Annotated in this window: 14 protein-coding genes; 6 read left to right on the top strand and 8 right to left on the bottom strand. The window is 36.5% G+C overall.

Going from position 1 to position 15,444, the window contains the following annotated elements:
- The first annotated feature begins 430 nt into the window (after positions 1-430).
- Positions 431-1,630, top strand: coding sequence for a multidrug efflux MFS transporter (locus tag ACFX4E_RS20940; RefSeq protein WP_028408323.1), 1,200 nt, complete (start codon positions 431-433; stop codon positions 1,628-1,630).
- A gap of 33 nt (positions 1,631-1,663) precedes the next feature.
- On the opposite strand, the gene ACFX4E_RS20945 is transcribed toward ACFX4E_RS20940, so the two are convergent.
- The 4 genes from ACFX4E_RS20945 to ACFX4E_RS20960 all read right to left on the bottom strand — a co-directional run bounded on the left by ACFX4E_RS20945 (position 1,664) and on the right by ACFX4E_RS20960 (position 4,513).
- Entirely contained in the window at positions 1,664-1,963 is a 300-nt protein-coding gene (locus ACFX4E_RS20945; RefSeq protein ID WP_016764349.1) for a TIGR04104 family putative zinc finger protein, read from the bottom strand.
- Between the two features lie 152 nt (positions 1,964-2,115).
- The gene (locus ACFX4E_RS20950) at positions 2,116-3,288 is read right to left on the bottom strand and encodes an MFS transporter (protein ID WP_028408322.1); all 1,173 of its coding nucleotides are present in this window, start codon (positions 3,286-3,288) and stop codon (positions 2,116-2,118) included.
- Positions 3,258-3,698 (bottom strand): MerR family transcriptional regulator, encoded by a 441-nt coding sequence (locus ACFX4E_RS20955; protein ID WP_098333360.1) that lies wholly within the window; start codon positions 3,696-3,698, stop codon positions 3,258-3,260. Before ACFX4E_RS20955 ends, ACFX4E_RS20950 begins: the two co-directional genes overlap by 31 nt.
- A gap of 152 nt (positions 3,699-3,850) precedes the next feature.
- Positions 3,851-4,513 carry a hypothetical protein gene (locus tag ACFX4E_RS20960; RefSeq protein WP_253352872.1) on the bottom strand — a complete coding sequence of 221 codons (663 nt, stop codon included), beginning with the start codon at positions 4,511-4,513 and terminating at the stop codon, positions 3,851-3,853.
- Positions 4,514-4,762: 249 nt separating this feature from the next.
- Here ACFX4E_RS20960 and ACFX4E_RS20965 point away from each other — a divergent pair, with 249 nt between their 5' ends.
- Together ACFX4E_RS20965 and ACFX4E_RS20970 are read left to right on the top strand one after the other, a co-directional pair.
- Positions 4,763-5,350: a beta-class carbonic anhydrase gene (locus ACFX4E_RS20965; protein ID WP_028408319.1), complete on the top strand. Its 588-nt coding sequence runs from the start codon at positions 4,763-4,765 to the stop codon at positions 5,348-5,350.
- 16 nt (positions 5,351-5,366) lie between these two features.
- The gene (locus ACFX4E_RS20970; RefSeq protein ID WP_377238266.1) at positions 5,367-6,986 is read left to right on the top strand and encodes a SulP family inorganic anion transporter; all 1,620 of its coding nucleotides are present in this window, start codon (positions 5,367-5,369) and stop codon (positions 6,984-6,986) included.
- A gap of 43 nt (positions 6,987-7,029) precedes the next feature.
- On the opposite strand, the gene ACFX4E_RS20975 is transcribed toward ACFX4E_RS20970, so the two are convergent.
- Positions 7,030-7,713 carry a response regulator transcription factor gene (locus ACFX4E_RS20975; protein WP_028408317.1) on the bottom strand — a complete coding sequence of 228 codons (684 nt, stop codon included), beginning with the start codon at positions 7,711-7,713 and terminating at the stop codon, positions 7,030-7,032.
- Positions 7,691-9,181, bottom strand: coding sequence for a sensor histidine kinase (locus tag ACFX4E_RS20980; protein ID WP_028408316.1), 1,491 nt, complete (start codon positions 9,179-9,181; stop codon positions 7,691-7,693). The genes ACFX4E_RS20975 and ACFX4E_RS20980 overlap by 23 nt, the downstream gene beginning before the upstream one ends.
- A gap of 270 nt (positions 9,182-9,451) precedes the next feature.
- Between ACFX4E_RS20980 and ACFX4E_RS20985 the strand changes: the two genes are divergently transcribed.
- Positions 9,452-9,952, top strand: a complete 501-nt coding sequence (locus ACFX4E_RS20985; protein ID WP_028408315.1) for a GNAT family N-acetyltransferase — start codon at positions 9,452-9,454, stop codon at positions 9,950-9,952.
- Positions 9,953-9,994: 42 nt separating this feature from the next.
- On the opposite strand, the gene ACFX4E_RS20990 is transcribed toward ACFX4E_RS20985, so the two are convergent.
- Together ACFX4E_RS20990 and ACFX4E_RS20995 are read right to left on the bottom strand one after the other, a co-directional pair.
- Positions 9,995-10,534 (bottom strand): SMI1/KNR4 family protein, encoded by a 540-nt coding sequence (locus ACFX4E_RS20990; RefSeq protein ID WP_050690216.1) that lies wholly within the window; start codon positions 10,532-10,534, stop codon positions 9,995-9,997.
- 155 nt (positions 10,535-10,689) lie between these two features.
- The gene (locus tag ACFX4E_RS20995; RefSeq protein ID WP_013057301.1) at positions 10,690-12,282 is read right to left on the bottom strand and encodes an APC family permease; all 1,593 of its coding nucleotides are present in this window, start codon (positions 12,280-12,282) and stop codon (positions 10,690-10,692) included.
- Positions 12,283-12,531: 249 nt separating this feature from the next.
- On the opposite strand from ACFX4E_RS20995, the gene ACFX4E_RS21000 reads away from it, so the two are divergent.
- Entirely contained in the window at positions 12,532-14,100 is a 1,569-nt protein-coding gene (locus ACFX4E_RS21000; protein WP_252123291.1) for an RQC-minor-2 family DNA-binding protein, read from the top strand.
- 160 nt (positions 14,101-14,260) lie between these two features.
- Positions 14,261-15,430: a stage II sporulation protein P gene (gene spoIIP / locus ACFX4E_RS21005; protein WP_377238265.1), complete on the top strand. Its 1,170-nt coding sequence runs from the start codon at positions 14,261-14,263 to the stop codon at positions 15,428-15,430.
- Positions 15,431-15,444 lie beyond the last annotated feature (14 nt).

The raw sequence follows: 15,444 nt of genomic DNA on the forward strand, positions 1-15,444 counted from the left end.
TGAATAATGAGAACATAGTTTTAATATAGAGTTAAAAAACAGAAAATTCATTCTTTTCGTCAGGTTGTTTTACACATTATTTGATAAATAGACAAAATTTGTGGGTATAACGTATATTTTGGACAGATTATCTGACGCAGTTTTTAGTGAAGTATAAATTCTTTACATAATTCCATTGTCACAACATAAAGTAATGAGTGAACCAAGGGTCACTTTATGTTCTAAGCCAAGCGTAAACACAGGACATCTTTCTGTTTTCATTTCACGGTAATATTTCACTAAGTGAATCATTTTATTTTTAAATATTTCTGATATATGGTATAATTTAAACCGATAAAAAGATGCTGCATGTATGCTAAAAGAGCAGGCCATATGGTTTCGCTCTTTTGTTGTTTTTACGCTATGCGGCACAACGAAAGAAGGAAATATAATGGAATTATGGAAACGAAACTTGTACATTTGCTGGTTCGGTTCTTTTTGCACCACAGCCGGGATGAGTTTAGTTATTCCGTTTTTACCGCTTTATATTGAAAAGCTGGGAGTTCACGATACGAGTTCCATCAGCAGATGGGCTGGTATTGCGTTTGGAGCTACCTTTTTAATGGCGGCTATTGTTTCTCCTTTATGGGGGAGTTTAGCCGATAAATACGGGCGAAAGCTTATGCTCCTTCGCGCAAGCTTGGGTATGGCAATTGTTATGACTTCTATTGGTTTTGTGCAAAATGTCTATCAGCTTGTCGGACTGCGCTTTTTAATGGGCGCTGTTTCCGGCTTCATCTCTGCAGCCATTACGTTAGTAGCGACTCAAACACCTAAAGAGCATAGTGGTAAAGCATTAGGTACGTTATCTACAGGGGCTGTATCAGGATCTTTATTAGGACCGCTAGTAGGGGGCTATTTAGGAGATACAATTGGATTGCGTCACGTCTTTTTCGTGACGGGTGCATTTATGTTTTTGTCTTTTTTAATTGTAAATTTAATTCAAGAAGACAAAAAAGAGACGGCGAAAACGACGAAAGAATCTAACATTGGGTTACTATCTCTAAAAAATTCAAAGGCCGTGATTGGTATATTTGTTACAACTTTTTTACTGCAGCTTGCAGTTATGGCTATTCAGCCAATCGTTACACTGTATGTAAAACAACTGTCTACTCATACCGATCACCTTGCCCTTATTTCAGGTTTTGTCGTGGCGGCAACAGGAATATCAAATATTTTAGCTGCATCAAGACTCGGCAAAGTCAGCGATCGCGTTGGTCCTCAAAATGTACTTCAAATATGCCTGCTCATCGTAGCAGTTATTTGCGGCTTACAGGCCTTTGTGCATAGTACTTGGCAGCTATTCTTACTTCGTTTTTTACTCGGTTTTGCAATGGGAGGATTATTACCTTCTATTAATTCTTATTTAAAGAAAATTGTGCCGGACTCGATTACCGGTAAAATGTTTGGCTATAATCAAACAGCCCAATACTTTGGGAATTTAGCCGGTCCAGTCATTGGCGGACAAATTGCCGGAGCTAAAGGAATTCCTTACGTATTCTTAACAACCAGTGTTCTTCTACTATTGAATGCTGGGTGGGTGTATTATCAGCGCCATCACGGACAACAGCTAGACGGTAAAGCCGCATAAAAAAACCTTCCGTTAAAACGGAAGGTTTTTTTATTACCACAAGGGTTCTTCTTCGCTGCTTACTTCATAAGAAAGTGGCATCATAACAACCGCTGCTATGAAGAAAATAAGCTCCGCGACAACAATGGATGGAAAGGAAAAGTCAAATAGTGAGAGAATAAGCCAAATAATAAGGGGTGCAAATGAGTAGATTGATAATCGCTTTTGGGATTTTGCAGAGATATACTGTTGTTTGTCACAGTGTGGGCATTCTAAAACGTTTCTAAATGTTAACAGTTGTTTAAAGGTTGTCCTCCAGTTCCATTTATGATTACAATTTTGACAGGTGGCCATGGGCATCACGCTCCTAAAAAGATTTATGTACATATAAAGTATACGTACAAGTTGGTAAAGAGTTTCATTTTTATGATTAAAAACGTTTTTACTATTATAACATAAAACAAAATAAAAGGCTTTTTACAAGAAAAAGCCTTTTATTTCAACGTTTATTTAGATACAGCTTCATTCGTTTGAGAAGCTGTTTTTACTTTTATAACCATAATAACAAAAGCTAGCAACCCAAGAATCGCTGCTACGAGAAAAGGAGCTTGAGGCGCTACGGCATTGCCGATAACTCCTGATAATAAAGGAGCAAAAGCTGCACCTAACCATCTTAAGAAATTATATCCTCCAGATGTAATTCCTCGTTCATAAGGAGATACTTCCATTACATGACTCGTAAATAATGCATTATTAAGTCCTGATACAAGACCTGCTGCCATGATTAAGACAATACGCAACCATGTTGCATCAAAGGCAAATAAACAAATTAAAATAAGTGAAAAAACAATTAAGCTAACATGTAACACTTGTTTTGGCTGATATCTTTTCTCTAACTGATGTGCTAAAACCGCTGATCCATAAGCTAAACATAATCCCCATCCAAAGAAAACAAAGCCAATTTGAAGAGCTCCGATCGATAGAATAAGCGGCGTATAAGCTAACACTGTAAAAAACCCGTAGTAATAAAGCATGCCTGATACAGCGCCTTGAGTAAATGGTTTTAATTTATAAAGTTTAACCATGTCTTTAAAACCCGCTGCTTTACGAGGCTTAGTGCTTGTAGGCTGTTTAACAATCGTTAATACTAAAATAAAGGCGATAAAAATTAAAGCACTTGTACCGAAAAACGGCAATCTCCAAGAAGCATTTCCTAACACGCCTCCTACAAGCGGTCCTCCGGCCATTCCCAAACCAATCGCAGCTTCATATAATCCTACTGCTTTTTTCACTTCACCTGATAATGCAATAAGCAGCGTCATAGCTGTTGCAAAGAAAAACGAATTACCAAGTCCCCATCCTGCTCGGAAAATAGAAAGCTGAGGAATATTGTTAGAAAACCCGCATAGTGCTGCAAAAATCGTTACAATGATAAGTCCTGTTACCATCAAACGCTTGTCTCCTACACGTGATGCTAAGATGCCTGCTGGAATCATCATAATAGCCATCATTAACAAATAGGAAGTAAATAACATTTCTACTTGCCAATGAGAAGCTCCAATTTGCTTAGCAATCTCTGGTAAAATCGGATCTACTACCCCGATTCCCATAAATGCTAAAAAAGTAGCTACTACCGTAATAATTTGACCTAATCGGTTATTTGAATGCTGTCCTTCCACTCTTTCATCTCTCCTTTTGTTTTTTCATGTATTTCCATAGCAGATTCTCGCATTTGTTTTAATTCTGTTTTAAATGCCTGCATTTTAACCACTTTAAAATCAATCATCTTGATTTGATTTTCCAGTAAATTTTCTATTTTAGTTATCTCTTTCGCTGATAATCCTTGCTGCTCACTTCTTTCTTCAATCATTCTTTTGAGCGACATAAACTGCTGCAGCTCCTGTAAAGAAAAACCGAGAACTTCTTTTGCTTCTGCTACTTTTTTTAGTTCTCTTACCTCTTCTTCGGAATAAATCCGTGCATTTCCTTTTGTACGCTGCGGGGGCAAAATGAGTCCAATCTCTTCATAATACCGAAGAGCACGCTTGGTCAAACCAGTCATTTTCGTTACGTCATCGATTAGATACATATTTTCCCCTTCACCTCCCTCAAACATTAACGTTAACGTCAACTATCTATTACCATTATAGATTAACGTTAACGTTAATGTCAATAATATCGAGACATTTTATGTAAATTTAAAAATATGTGCACAAAAAAACCTATTGATAAATCAATAGGTTACATCAATATGTCATATAGCTGCTGTGCTGTTTCTCCTGTAACTTTACCATATACTCCTCGTCTTTTAGAAGTAAGTTCCGCACTCTCGGAGGTGAATCGTACATTGTATACGACTCCTTCATAAGTAAGCTGTACATCTGGGTCAAGAGCGACAGTGTAATCAGCTTTTTTCCATTGAATTTGTTTCATAATTGATTCTACAGCTAAAGCATCTTCTGAACTTAACGTTTTATCTCCTGCTTTTATAAGCTTGCCCTCCCTTTTTTTATTAAATTTTAGTTCAGAATGATAAAATGAAAACTCAAGTTGATTTTTATCATGTGCTATGAAATCTTGGGGTAGTTCTACATAGCGGACAACTTCTCCTTCGTGTACAAACACAAGCATTTGATTAGCAGCAGATATTTTTTTCATTACCTCTTCACTGATCGGTGCGTTTACAAGTTTTTCTACGTCCGCTTTCTTGCTTTTGTTTGTGAATAAATATCCTTTTTCCCATTTAAAATCACTTAACTTCGATACATCCACTGACCTTACACCTTTTTTTTCAAATAATTGCTGAATATTCTTTCCCATTTCTTTGTCGTTGGTGATTTGAGCATTAGAACTGCACCCTGCTAAACAACAAAAAATAAAGCCTATTGCTATAAGAGCCTTCACTTTTGCCTTCCTCCTCCCTACCATTCTTTTAGACAATTCCAACTTTGTACCATTTTAACATATAATTCCTATTTTTTCGTCAAAACAAAGAAAGAATACGCTTACATAATTTCACGCATATAAATGTGATTTATTTACAAGTTTTTTCTGAATATTTTAAGAAAATTTTAATATTTTATTTAGTTCGTTTTTAAACTTTATCTTTAGACTAAAAAATAAGTTAAAAATAAATAACGCAGGAGGAAAACAATGACTTGTCTATCTGAAGTTTTAAAGTTTAATGAAAAATTTGTAACAAATAATCAATTTGAGGCTTTTCAAACATCCAAATTTCCTAACAAAAAAATAGTCATCTTAACTTGTATGGATACACGTTTGTTAGAATTACTTCCTAAAGCCATGGGGCTAAAAAATGGAGATGCAAAAATAGTGAAAAATGCCGGAGCTGTTATCTCCCATCCCTTTGGCAGCGTCATGAGAAGTATATTAGTTGCCGTCTACGCTTTGCAAGCTGATGAAGTATGTGTCATCGGTCATCATGAATGTGGAATGACGGGCATGAAAGCTGAAGCTATTTTAGCCTCTGCTGAACAAAGAGGGATCAGCGCGGAACAAATTCGTAATCTAAAATATGCCGGTATTGATTTAGAATCATGGCTGACTGGGTTTGAATGTGTAGAGGATAGTGTCGAAAACAGTGTGGATATGATTCGAAATCACCCTTTATTACCAAAAGACGTGCTTGTTTCTGGAATGGTTATTCACCCCTCAACAGGAAAGCTTGACGTCGTTGTAAACGGCTATTCCCAAGACCAAGCTGAAACCGTAAGCTCATGAAGGAGGATTTTATCGAATGCTAAAAGATAACCGATTTCAAGGCTATTCAGCAGGGCATTTACAAAAAGATATTATCGCCGGTTTGGTTGTTGGGGTCGTTGCTATTCCTTTAGCAATGGCCTTTGCCATCGCTTCTGGTGTAAGACCTGAATACGGGATTTATACAACCATTATCGCAGGAATTATGGTTTCCATATTAGGCGGATCTAAATTTCAAATTGCAGGTCCAACAGGTGCATTTGTTCCGGTGCTGCTTGGAGTTGTCATGCAATATGGTTATGAGAACCTCATTATTGCCGGCTTTATGGCTGGAATTATGATTACGCTGCTCGGAATATTTAAGCTAGGTAAATTTATAAAGTTTATTCCGCGCCCTGTGACGATTGGATTTACAGCAGGAATTGCGATTATTATTTTCTCAGGTCAGATCGCTAACTTTTTAGGATTAAAGGGAATTGCAAAACATGAGGAATTTCATTTAAATATGATTGAAATCCTACGAAAAATTGCAACGATTAACATTTACAGCGTCATCATAGCCGCTATTTGTTTAGCTATCGTGATTATAACGCCAAAGTTTTTACCTAAAATTCCCGGTGCCCTTCTAGGTCTTCTTATTTCCACACTTGTAGCCATTACACTGTTCCCAGGAAAAGTTGCAACGATTGGCTCTACTTACGGTGCCATTCCGAGTAAACTACCATCTTTTAGCTTCCCAGATTTAACATGGGATAACATCGTGATGCTATTTCCGGCTGCCTGCGTAATTGCGATGCTTGGAGGTATTGAATCTTTACTATCAGCTGTTGTTGCTGATAATATGGCCAAAACCAAGCATAATAGCAATAAAGAGCTTGTGGGCCAAGGAATTGCTAATATCGCTACCTCGCTATTTGGCGGAATTCCAGCAACTGGTGCCATTGCCAGAACAGCTACCAATATCAAAAACGGCGCAGCTTCTCCGTTATCAGGAGTCATACACGGCTTAGTTGTTTTATTGGTCCTTGTGATGCTGGCTCCTCATGCATCAAACATTCCGCTGGCAAGTATGGCACCTATTTTAATGTTTGTGGCTTGGAATATGAGTGAGCGTAAAGAATTTGCACATATTTTAAAAACCAAGTCAGCTGATTCATTTGTACTTGTAGCTACGTTTTTATTAACAGTTTCAATCGATTTAACAACAGGTGTAGGCGTGGGTCTACTTTTAGCTATTGTTATGTTCGTGAAACGAATGAGCGGATCACTGAAGATTTCAAAAGTTTTAGCGGAAACATCTGAAAATGCTCACAAATCTGAGTTGATGGAATATACCATGCAAGGATCTCTTTTCTTTGGATCGGCTGAAGTATTAGAAGATTCCTTTGATAACATCGCTGAAGCGAAACCGAAAGTTTTATTGCTTCGAATGAGCCAAGTATCCTTTATTGATACATCTGGAGAAGCTTTACTATCGAAGGTAGTCGAACGTTTGAAAGATTCGCATAGCCAAGTCGTTATTTCTGGCTTACAGCACCAGCCGAAAGAAATGTTAAAGTCAACCGGTCTATATGATAAAATCGGTGAAAAAAATATATTTTCTTCCGAACCTCCCGTGAGTAAGATTAAAGCTCGTCATAGAATCGTTACTACGTAATAAAAAAGAGATCCGAACGATTAATCGTTCGGATCTCTTTTTTTTAAATATTAAACCGGTACCCTGCTCCCCAAACCGTTTCTAGGTACTGAGGGTCTGCTGGGTTTTCTTCTAACTTTTCTCTTAGTTTTCGAATGTGAACTGTTACGGTTGAAATATCTCCTGAAGAATCGAATCCCCATATTTTTTCAAATAGATGTTCTTTACTTAATACTTGATTTGGATGAGAAACGATAAACTTCAGCAAATCGAATTCCTTCGCTGTAAAAAACACTTCTTTGTCATTCACAAATACTCTTCTAGCGAGCGTGTCAATCGCTAAGCCATGAATGCGAATCATACGCTTTTCCTGCTTATCAGAGAGTCTTTCATATCTCGCTAAATGCGCTTTAACCCTTGCGACCAGCTCCCCAGGGCTGAATGGCTTGGTAATATAGTCATCTGCACCTAGCCCGAGACCTCTAATTTTATCAATTTCTTCTTTTTTAGCTGAAACTAAAATGATTGGAATATCTTTTGCAGCTCGAATTTGCTTGCACACTTCAAATCCGCTCACTTTAGGAAGCATAATATCCAAAATAACCAGGTCAAAATGTTCATTTAACGCTTTTTCTAATCCCTTATCCCCGCTATATTGAACGTCTATTTCAAAATCGTTAATTTCTAAATAATCTCTTTGCAATTCAGCAATACTTACTTCATCTTCAACTAATAATATCTTCTTCATGTGTATCACCATTTTCATTCATTTTTTGCAAAGAAAAGAAAATACTTGTTCCTTCGCCAAGCTTACTTAGTGCCCAGATGTCTCCCCCGTGGCGTTCAACAATTTGTTTTGCAATGGCCAGTCCAAGTCCACTTCCTCCAGTATTGCTATTGCGGGACTGTTCTGCTCGATAAAACCGGTCAAAAATATGCGCTAATGCTTCCGGTGAAATCCCAGAGCCGTTGTCTTTTACTTCAATAATGAGTTCACTTTCGGTAGCAGAAAGAACGATATCGATTCTTCTTCTTTCTTTATCCATAAATTTAATGCTGTTGGTTGTTAAATTTATTAAAACTCTCCGCAGCTGCTCAGCATCTGCCTTTGCATACAGTGTCGTTAGAGAATCATTAGAAAATAAAACATCAATATCATGTTCGCTCATTTCAAACTGAAGCTCTTGCACATAACTTTCCATAAATGCTGAAATATTAAGTTTTTTAAACACAAATGGAATTTCGTGCAAATCCAATTTAGAAAATAAAAATAGCTCATCGATTAACGCATTCATGTCTTTTGCTTTTGTTGAAATCGTTAACAAATATTTAGAAAGCTTATCCGGCGTATTAGCTACTCCATCTTGAATTCCTTCTACATATCCTACAATGGAAGTAATAGGAGTTCGTAAATCGTGTGAAATACTTGAAAGCAGCTGCTTTCGATTATCTTCATATTGAATTTGCAGTTCAACAGAAGATTTTAGTTTTTGCCTCATTTCTTCAAAAGCTTGCGTTAATTCGCCTATTTCATCCTTTGAATTAGCAGAGATCTCAAAGTGAAGATCACCTTGTTTTATTTTTTCAGCCGCTTCTTTTAATTCACGAATAGGTTTAATAATGCTTCTTGAAACAAGATAGTTTAAAAATCCAATAATAACAATGACTAAAATTAATAGTAGAAAGATTAAAAAAGGGAAAATTCGATTAATAATACCTACATAAGGGCTGATTTTTCGCAAAACGTAAATGCTTCCTTTTTCTTGATTCGAGAAAGGAAAATCAAGGTTGATATATGTAAAGTACTGCTTGCCTATGCGCAGCATGTCCTGCTGATACGAATGATTTCCTTTACTTTTTTGATTCTTTGGCAAGTATTTACGAAGGTTTTCTCCTTTAATGGATTCTGAAGCATATACAACCTCTGTGTTTTTTTGAATCACAATATCAATATTTTCAAATTCATATTTTTTAACCATATCCGGCCGCAGCAGCTGCTCCGGTTTTTCTTCACTCAATAACTTTAAATCCAAGAATGCATTTTCTTCTTCTGGCGTTAACAATTTGTACTCATAGGAGTGACTGTACAGTTTTCTTACAAAATCGGCGTCTCCAGTAATAGAGAAGAAAATGAGAAAGCCCGATAAAAAAAGCAAAATAATAAAGACAAACACAATACTGATATACGTTAAAACAAAACGCAGTTGAATTGACATTTCTTACCCTATGCCCCTTTGGCTTTAACAAAACTATTTGATAGACTAGTAAAGGTGAATAACAAATAGATCGTTAGACATTATACATGTAGCAAAAATTAAAACAACAAAACAAATGTATATTCTCACTTTACCGTGATAGAGTGAGAATGAACACCACCTTTTTTACCATTTTATGAATTACTGGAAAATTATGATCTATTTTTCATAATATTCTTAGGCTGAAAGGTATACTATATGCCTTAATATTTTAAAAAAGGAGATTTTTTAATGAAAATTATTAAAGCTACTTCCTCTCACATCCCTTCTGTTGCCCGTCTGTACGTAGACAGCTGGCGCATTACATACAAAGAGTTAGTACCTGATGCTTATTTAAACAACTTGTCTTATGAACAAAGTAGAGAAAAATGGTCCCTTTTTCTTACCGATCCTTCTCATTTTATTTTGCTCGCTATCGATGAACGAGGAGAGATCGTCGGCTTTTCAGCGGGTAAGCCTCATTTGTCACGCGCTGAAATATACGCGCTATACGTTTGCAAGGAAGTGCAAAGCCAAGGAATTGGTCATCTTCTATTTTCTCATTCAGTAAAAGAATTTGCTGATCAGCAATATACGTCTATGATTATTTGGGCTATGAAGAAAAATAAGAAAGCGACTCAGTTTTATAAAAAATTAGGCGGCAAAAAAATCTTGAATCGTACAAGTCAGTTTGGAGAAACTAAAGTTGAAGACGAAGCATACGGTTGGGAACGTCTTCCTTCTAATAAATAAACGAGCACACTAGTGTGCTCGTTTATTTATTAGAAGATAATATTATTGAGCCGTTGTCTTTTTATCCGTTGAATGAGCTTTATTACAAAGCCCATTCCAGTGCCAAAAACAATTCCCTTGACTCACTATAAAACAATCCAGCCATTTCTGAAAATTCATATGTAATACATGTGCATCTTGAAACGATGCCTTCCGCTTTTTTACTATTATATATGCAGAGTGCGCTGATTTTTTAGAGTCAATGATAATCTCTTCTTCTCCGACAGACCCAATTGTCATATAAAGACTCTGACTTTTATAAGCTGTTTCTCTTACATCTTCTAAGCTATAAAGATTCCCTGCTATTTTTTTGTCAGCATCAATGAACAAATTACACCCATTTGTTAGCTGTAAAAACTGCTTGTAGTCTTCAGGAAGTGATACATGCATTTCTTCTTCAAAAACATTCAGTTGATTCTTGCTTACTCCATCAAAAAAAGCACACGTGGTTCTGTATACTTCTCCTTCATTTTTACACACTTCTATAACATTATTGTTTTCCCACAGCCGCTTTCGAAGTGAATTTATTATTTTTTCAATCATACTCTTCCTCCAAGCGTTGGATTTAAAACGGTTACATTACATTAATTAAACAATAATGTGCTAATTCCTTCTTTCCTACTAAATTATACGACAAACTTTAGAAATTCATGTTCAAATAACATAGAAAAAAGCAGCGAATATCGCTGCTTTACAGGTTATACAGGTGCTTTTTCTTCCTGTTCAGGATGGTGATCGTAATCAATAAGCGCTTTTGGAAGGCCGGTATATTTAGCCCAATAATAAATCCCAAGAGATACGACCGCTATGATAATTAAGTCTACAGGCGTATCGATCAAACCCTTTCCTCCGCCGAACGAACCAATATAAGAAATAAAGAGCATGATGATATAATAAGCAACTAACCACCAAGTTGATTTAATCTGCTGACGAAGACTTACTTCGTTTTTAGGCACATATTTAGCAAAAATCAAATATATAACAAACATAACCAATTGAGAAGTTAACAGCCATGAAATAGTCTTCCATCCTGACCAGTAGACAATAAAGGAAGCAAAAATAAAGGATAATGGACCAATTATACTCATTCCTCTTAATTTAAAAGGCTTTTCCAAATCTTTTGCATTCACCATAAAGGCCGCTGATGAAATTGGTGCAATCGCGTAAGAAAGAATAAGCGCAACAGAGCATACGTTTACGAGTGCATTCCATGAAGGAAATGGCAGTGTCCAAAAAATCGAAAGTCCTAATGAAAGCCATAGAGACGATCGAGGAATCCCTGTTTTTTTATCCACATGAGCAAACGTTTTAAATAGCGTACCATTACGAGACCAAGCATAGATAAGTCTAGATGTTGTATTCATAAAAATATTACCGTTACCACCCGGTGATAAAATAGCGTCTAAAATAACAAGTGTTGCTAGCCAGCCAAGGCCAAGAACAACAGCGATGTCTTTAAACGGCAGTGAGAATTTATCTTGAATGCCGGACCAACCGCCTTTAATCATGTCAGATGGAATAGCTCCGATAAATAATACTTGTAGGGCAGTATAAATGAGAGCTGCTAGAATGATACAAATCACAAGAGCAATTGGAATATTACGCTGAGGATTTTTCACCTCTCCAGCTACCGATACAATTGGATGAAGGCCTAAGTAGGCAAACATAACCCCGCCTGTGGCAATGGCGGCCTGGATACCATCAAACCCCCCGGGAGCAAACTCTCCCATCGTAAAGTTTCCTGACTTAAAATAAAATGCCAGCGTTACGATTACTGTAAGCGGTACAAAATATTTAAAAATAGAAATGATAATATTCGATTTTGCAAATGCTTTTACACTCCAGTAATTGAGTAAAAAGAATAAGCAAAGCAACACAAATTGTAGAATCCATCCAGATATGGTCGGTGAATCAGATCCAGATTTTGTTAAACCCGGAAACCAATAGGCCACATACTGTCTCACAGCTGTTACTTCGATAGCGATTAAGCTAGTGTACGCTACAATCGTAATAAATGAAATCATATAGCCTACAAGATGACCATGTGAATAAACAGGATATCGAATAATTCCTCCTGTACGAGGCAAGGCAGCCCCTAGCTCAGCGTATACAAGGCCTATTAATAAAATAATAACTCCACCAATAACCCAAGAAAAACTTCCTGCAGGACCGGCTTGCGTAGCGACATTACTAACGGCAAACAGCCAAGCGGAGCCAAAAATAGCCCCTAATCCAATCAATGTTAAGTCTAATAGGGATATCGTCTTTTTAAACGGACCTTTATTCTCCATAAGCTTCCTCCTTTGGATGAATCATCACTTTTGTTGTTTTTTTTGACAATATTCATATATATTCGATAATATGTGTCAAAATTTTTATTACTATACCCATTCAAAATCACTTTGAATCCCTTTTCTTAATTTCTACAGATTAATTAACAGAAAATTTTAAAAAATAACTCTTATATTCAAGACACACTAAAACTTTTTCTTCTCTTCTTTAATAGGTAAAATACTCAATAAATGAAAGGAGCTAGACAAATGACTTTACCAGAAAATTTGCCTGTTGATTTTACAGCTTACAACCACTTAACATTCCTTCCGCTCGGACGCAAAAATAAATCGATTCGGTCCGTAGGAAGTAAACATACTAAAGGGCTGCTTGGACGTTTAAATGACTACTTTGAACGAGCAATGAATGAGTTATCTCAAGAAGATATAGTCCTTTTTCAAACGTTCTTATATGGAAGTCATAGGGGCGGTTTTCCCGTCGCAATTGATAAAAATGAAGACGTTTATCCTCACTTTTGGAAACCAACTTCATTCCTATGGAAAGAATATAATAAGAATCGCGGCATTCCTATTCATCATGATGAGCTTTATTCTCAAGATTTTACGGTTTTAACTAAAAATGAGTTGGAAAACTACCTCGGAAGTATTATGAAAGATTACATGTTTTGCGCTAGGATACATGATTCTTCCAAAGAAGAATGGATTCAACATATTAATAAGTGTTTCTTCAAACATCCGCTCATTTCCCTTTATCATCGAAATGCAGATGTGATTGAAGCAATTGAACAATCAAAAAAATCACCTTTGCTTTTTATTATGAAAAACCCTGAGCAAATTGCTTTTTGGCGCAATCGGATTGAAATCATTATGAGACCTTTTCGCTCTCTTTCTTCCACCGCCTTTGAGAGAGGTTTTTCAGATACGGAAGATACGGTATTAACTGTTCACGGAGAAAACGAGATCATTCGCTTAACTTCAGAAAACAGGGGTCTCGCCGTAACATATGATGTCACAAATGATACTATTTCACTCGATGATGAGTATAATGTAGTGCTAGCAGCGAAACGATTAGCTACAACTCAGCGGCAGTTCGAAGAGATTATAGATGAAAATGAAGAAGTAATTCAAAAACTGCTTGTCTTTTTTAAATGGAAAAGTCTTTTAAAGCATCATGAAGTGCACATCAAAGAGATCCAAGACAAATTGTGCAGCCTAACCACTTATCAACTTAATGAAGAACAAGTTTTACAGAAAAACGAGCCCTTTCTTTCCTTCATTCAAAACGTATTACAAGTAAAGACACCGAATGCCAATCTCAAAGTTGGTTCCATTCAATGGTTTTCACAGTGGGATTTTCCAGATGTCACCCTGCTGCAGGAAACAAACAAATTTACATGTTATATGAGTCCAAACGAAATAGAAACGAAGCTGACAGAAATAAGCGCTAAGATAGAAAATGAACTTCATAAGCAGCGTCAGGACCTGCTTTCGACTCCGCTAAAAATCGGTCAAATAACTTTTGATTCAAACCAAATGTTACGGCTATTAACACTTATAGATACCTTAAAAAACACGGAAACTCAGCAGGTTTACGTACAAATTTTAGAAGGCGTTTCTACTAACAGTATTCGTCAAAAAGAGCTCGATATAATACCCGCGTTTGGATTATTAAATTCCATAAAGCGCAAGCGCATTGTTACGTATTTACAAGAATTACAAAACTATCAGATGCTTAAAAAAGAGAAAAAAGGATTCAGCCTCACTCCAAAAGGAGAAGCCATCCGACGTCTATTTGAAGAAGAATCACGGAGAATATGAGATTGTATCTCACGTGATTCTTCTTTTTTGATTTTGAAGACTACTTTCTCTATTAAATGCTTATCATAATTAGAAACCTCCATTCATATAATCATTACTAGATTAGCAAAGTCCTTCATACCTATTAGCCTGACGCTGACATAGAGAGGAGATTTCGCCATTGAAATCTAGTAATCGCGCCAATTTTGTAGTGTTAACATATAAGATGGTTCTTGTTATTTTATCCGTTGTTTTAATGACATCATCTATCATTGTTCTAGTAAGTTACTCAGCATTTAAAGAACAGTTCAATTCTTCTATTGTCTATCAAACGTTATCAAAGCATAAAGCAGAAAGCCTTTATTATTTGATGAGCCAGGAAAACCACCACTTTTCAACGGCTTTTGATAAAAATTACTCGCCTCCAGGTCTTTCTTCTACACTGCTCGAGTTATCAACAAGTATTCGAGCAGAAGACGCGAGAAGCTTGTTTGGTTCAGAACTGCCTGGATTCAGTATTTACGACTCCAATATTATCATCGCCGGTGAAGGCACAAATTTCACCAACTTCCCTAGAGAATCTGCACCGCCGCTAGATGAAACGCTAAAAGAAAGAAATTCTACTACAAAAGTTCAGCAACCTAAAGAAAACGATGGTACGAACGCTCCAAATAATAATACAACTGGCGGAAAAAAGGTATTTTATATTTATCATACACACAGCTGGGAATCTTACTTGCCTCTGTTAGGACTTGAAGGTGATCCAGATGCTAATAAAGCAGTAGATAGCAAAACCAATATTAATATAGTCGCAAATATGCTAGGAAAAGATTTAGAGGCTCAGGGAATTGGGGCAGAAGTGGATCAAACCAATATTGGACAGAAATTAAAAGAAAAAGGCTGGAACACCAACCGATCGTACGCCATGTCTCGCACAGTCATTGAAACGGCGATGACTGAGAATAGAGATTTAACTTACTTTATCGATTTGCATCGAGATTCGCTTCGAAAAGATAATACAACCATTAAGATTAACAATAAATCGTATGCAAAAGTTGTGTTTGTTTTAGGGAAAGCGAATCAAAACTTTGAACAAAACTTAAAAATGGCAAAAGCGCTTCATGAAGGTCTTGAAAAGAAATACCCTGGGTTAAGCCGCGGAGTTATTGGCAAAAACAAATCCAGCGGTAACGGTGTATATAACCAAGATGTTTCTAAAAATGCAATTTTAATTGAAGTGGGCGGGGTTGATAATAACTTTGATGAATTAACCAACACAGCAAAAGCACTGTCTGATGTCATTAGCCAATTTTACTGGCAAGCTGAAAAAGTAGATGCTCCTGCTCAATAAAAAAAGCCCTCTTC

This window comes from Priestia sp. YIM B13491 (genome assembly GCF_042787605.1).
Classification (GTDB): Bacteria; Bacillota; Bacilli; order Bacillales; family Bacillaceae_H; genus Priestia; species Priestia megaterium_E.

Bases quoted from the DNA above. Each gene is read 5' to 3' on its own strand.
- ACFX4E_RS20940 (WP_028408323.1), top strand. From the start codon at position 431: ATGGAATTATGGAAACGAAACTTGTACATTTGCTGGTTCGGTTCTTTT.
- ACFX4E_RS20945 (WP_016764349.1), bottom strand. From the start codon at position 1,963: ATGGCCACCTGTCAAAATTGTAATCATAAATGGAACTGGAGGACAACC.
- ACFX4E_RS20955 (WP_098333360.1), bottom strand. From the start codon at position 3,698: ATGTATCTAATCGATGACGTAACGAAAATGACTGGTTTGACCAAGCGT.
- ACFX4E_RS20965 (WP_028408319.1), top strand. From the start codon at position 4,763: ATGACTTGTCTATCTGAAGTTTTAAAGTTTAATGAAAAATTTGTAACA.
- ACFX4E_RS20970 (WP_377238266.1), top strand. From the start codon at position 5,367: ATGCTAAAAGATAACCGATTTCAAGGCTATTCAGCAGGGCATTTACAA.
- ACFX4E_RS20975 (WP_028408317.1), bottom strand. From the start codon at position 7,713: ATGAAGAAGATATTATTAGTTGAAGATGAAGTAAGTATTGCTGAATTG.
- ACFX4E_RS20980 (WP_028408316.1), bottom strand. From the start codon at position 9,181: ATGTCAATTCAACTGCGTTTTGTTTTAACGTATATCAGTATTGTGTTT.
- ACFX4E_RS20985 (WP_028408315.1), top strand. From the start codon at position 9,452: ATGAAAATTATTAAAGCTACTTCCTCTCACATCCCTTCTGTTGCCCGT.
- ACFX4E_RS20990 (WP_050690216.1), bottom strand. From the start codon at position 10,534: ATGATTGAAAAAATAATAAATTCACTTCGAAAGCGGCTGTGGGAAAAC.
- ACFX4E_RS20995 (WP_013057301.1), bottom strand. From the start codon at position 12,282: ATGGAGAATAAAGGTCCGTTTAAAAAGACGATATCCCTATTAGACTTA.
- ACFX4E_RS21000 (WP_252123291.1), top strand. From the start codon at position 12,532: ATGACTTTACCAGAAAATTTGCCTGTTGATTTTACAGCTTACAACCAC.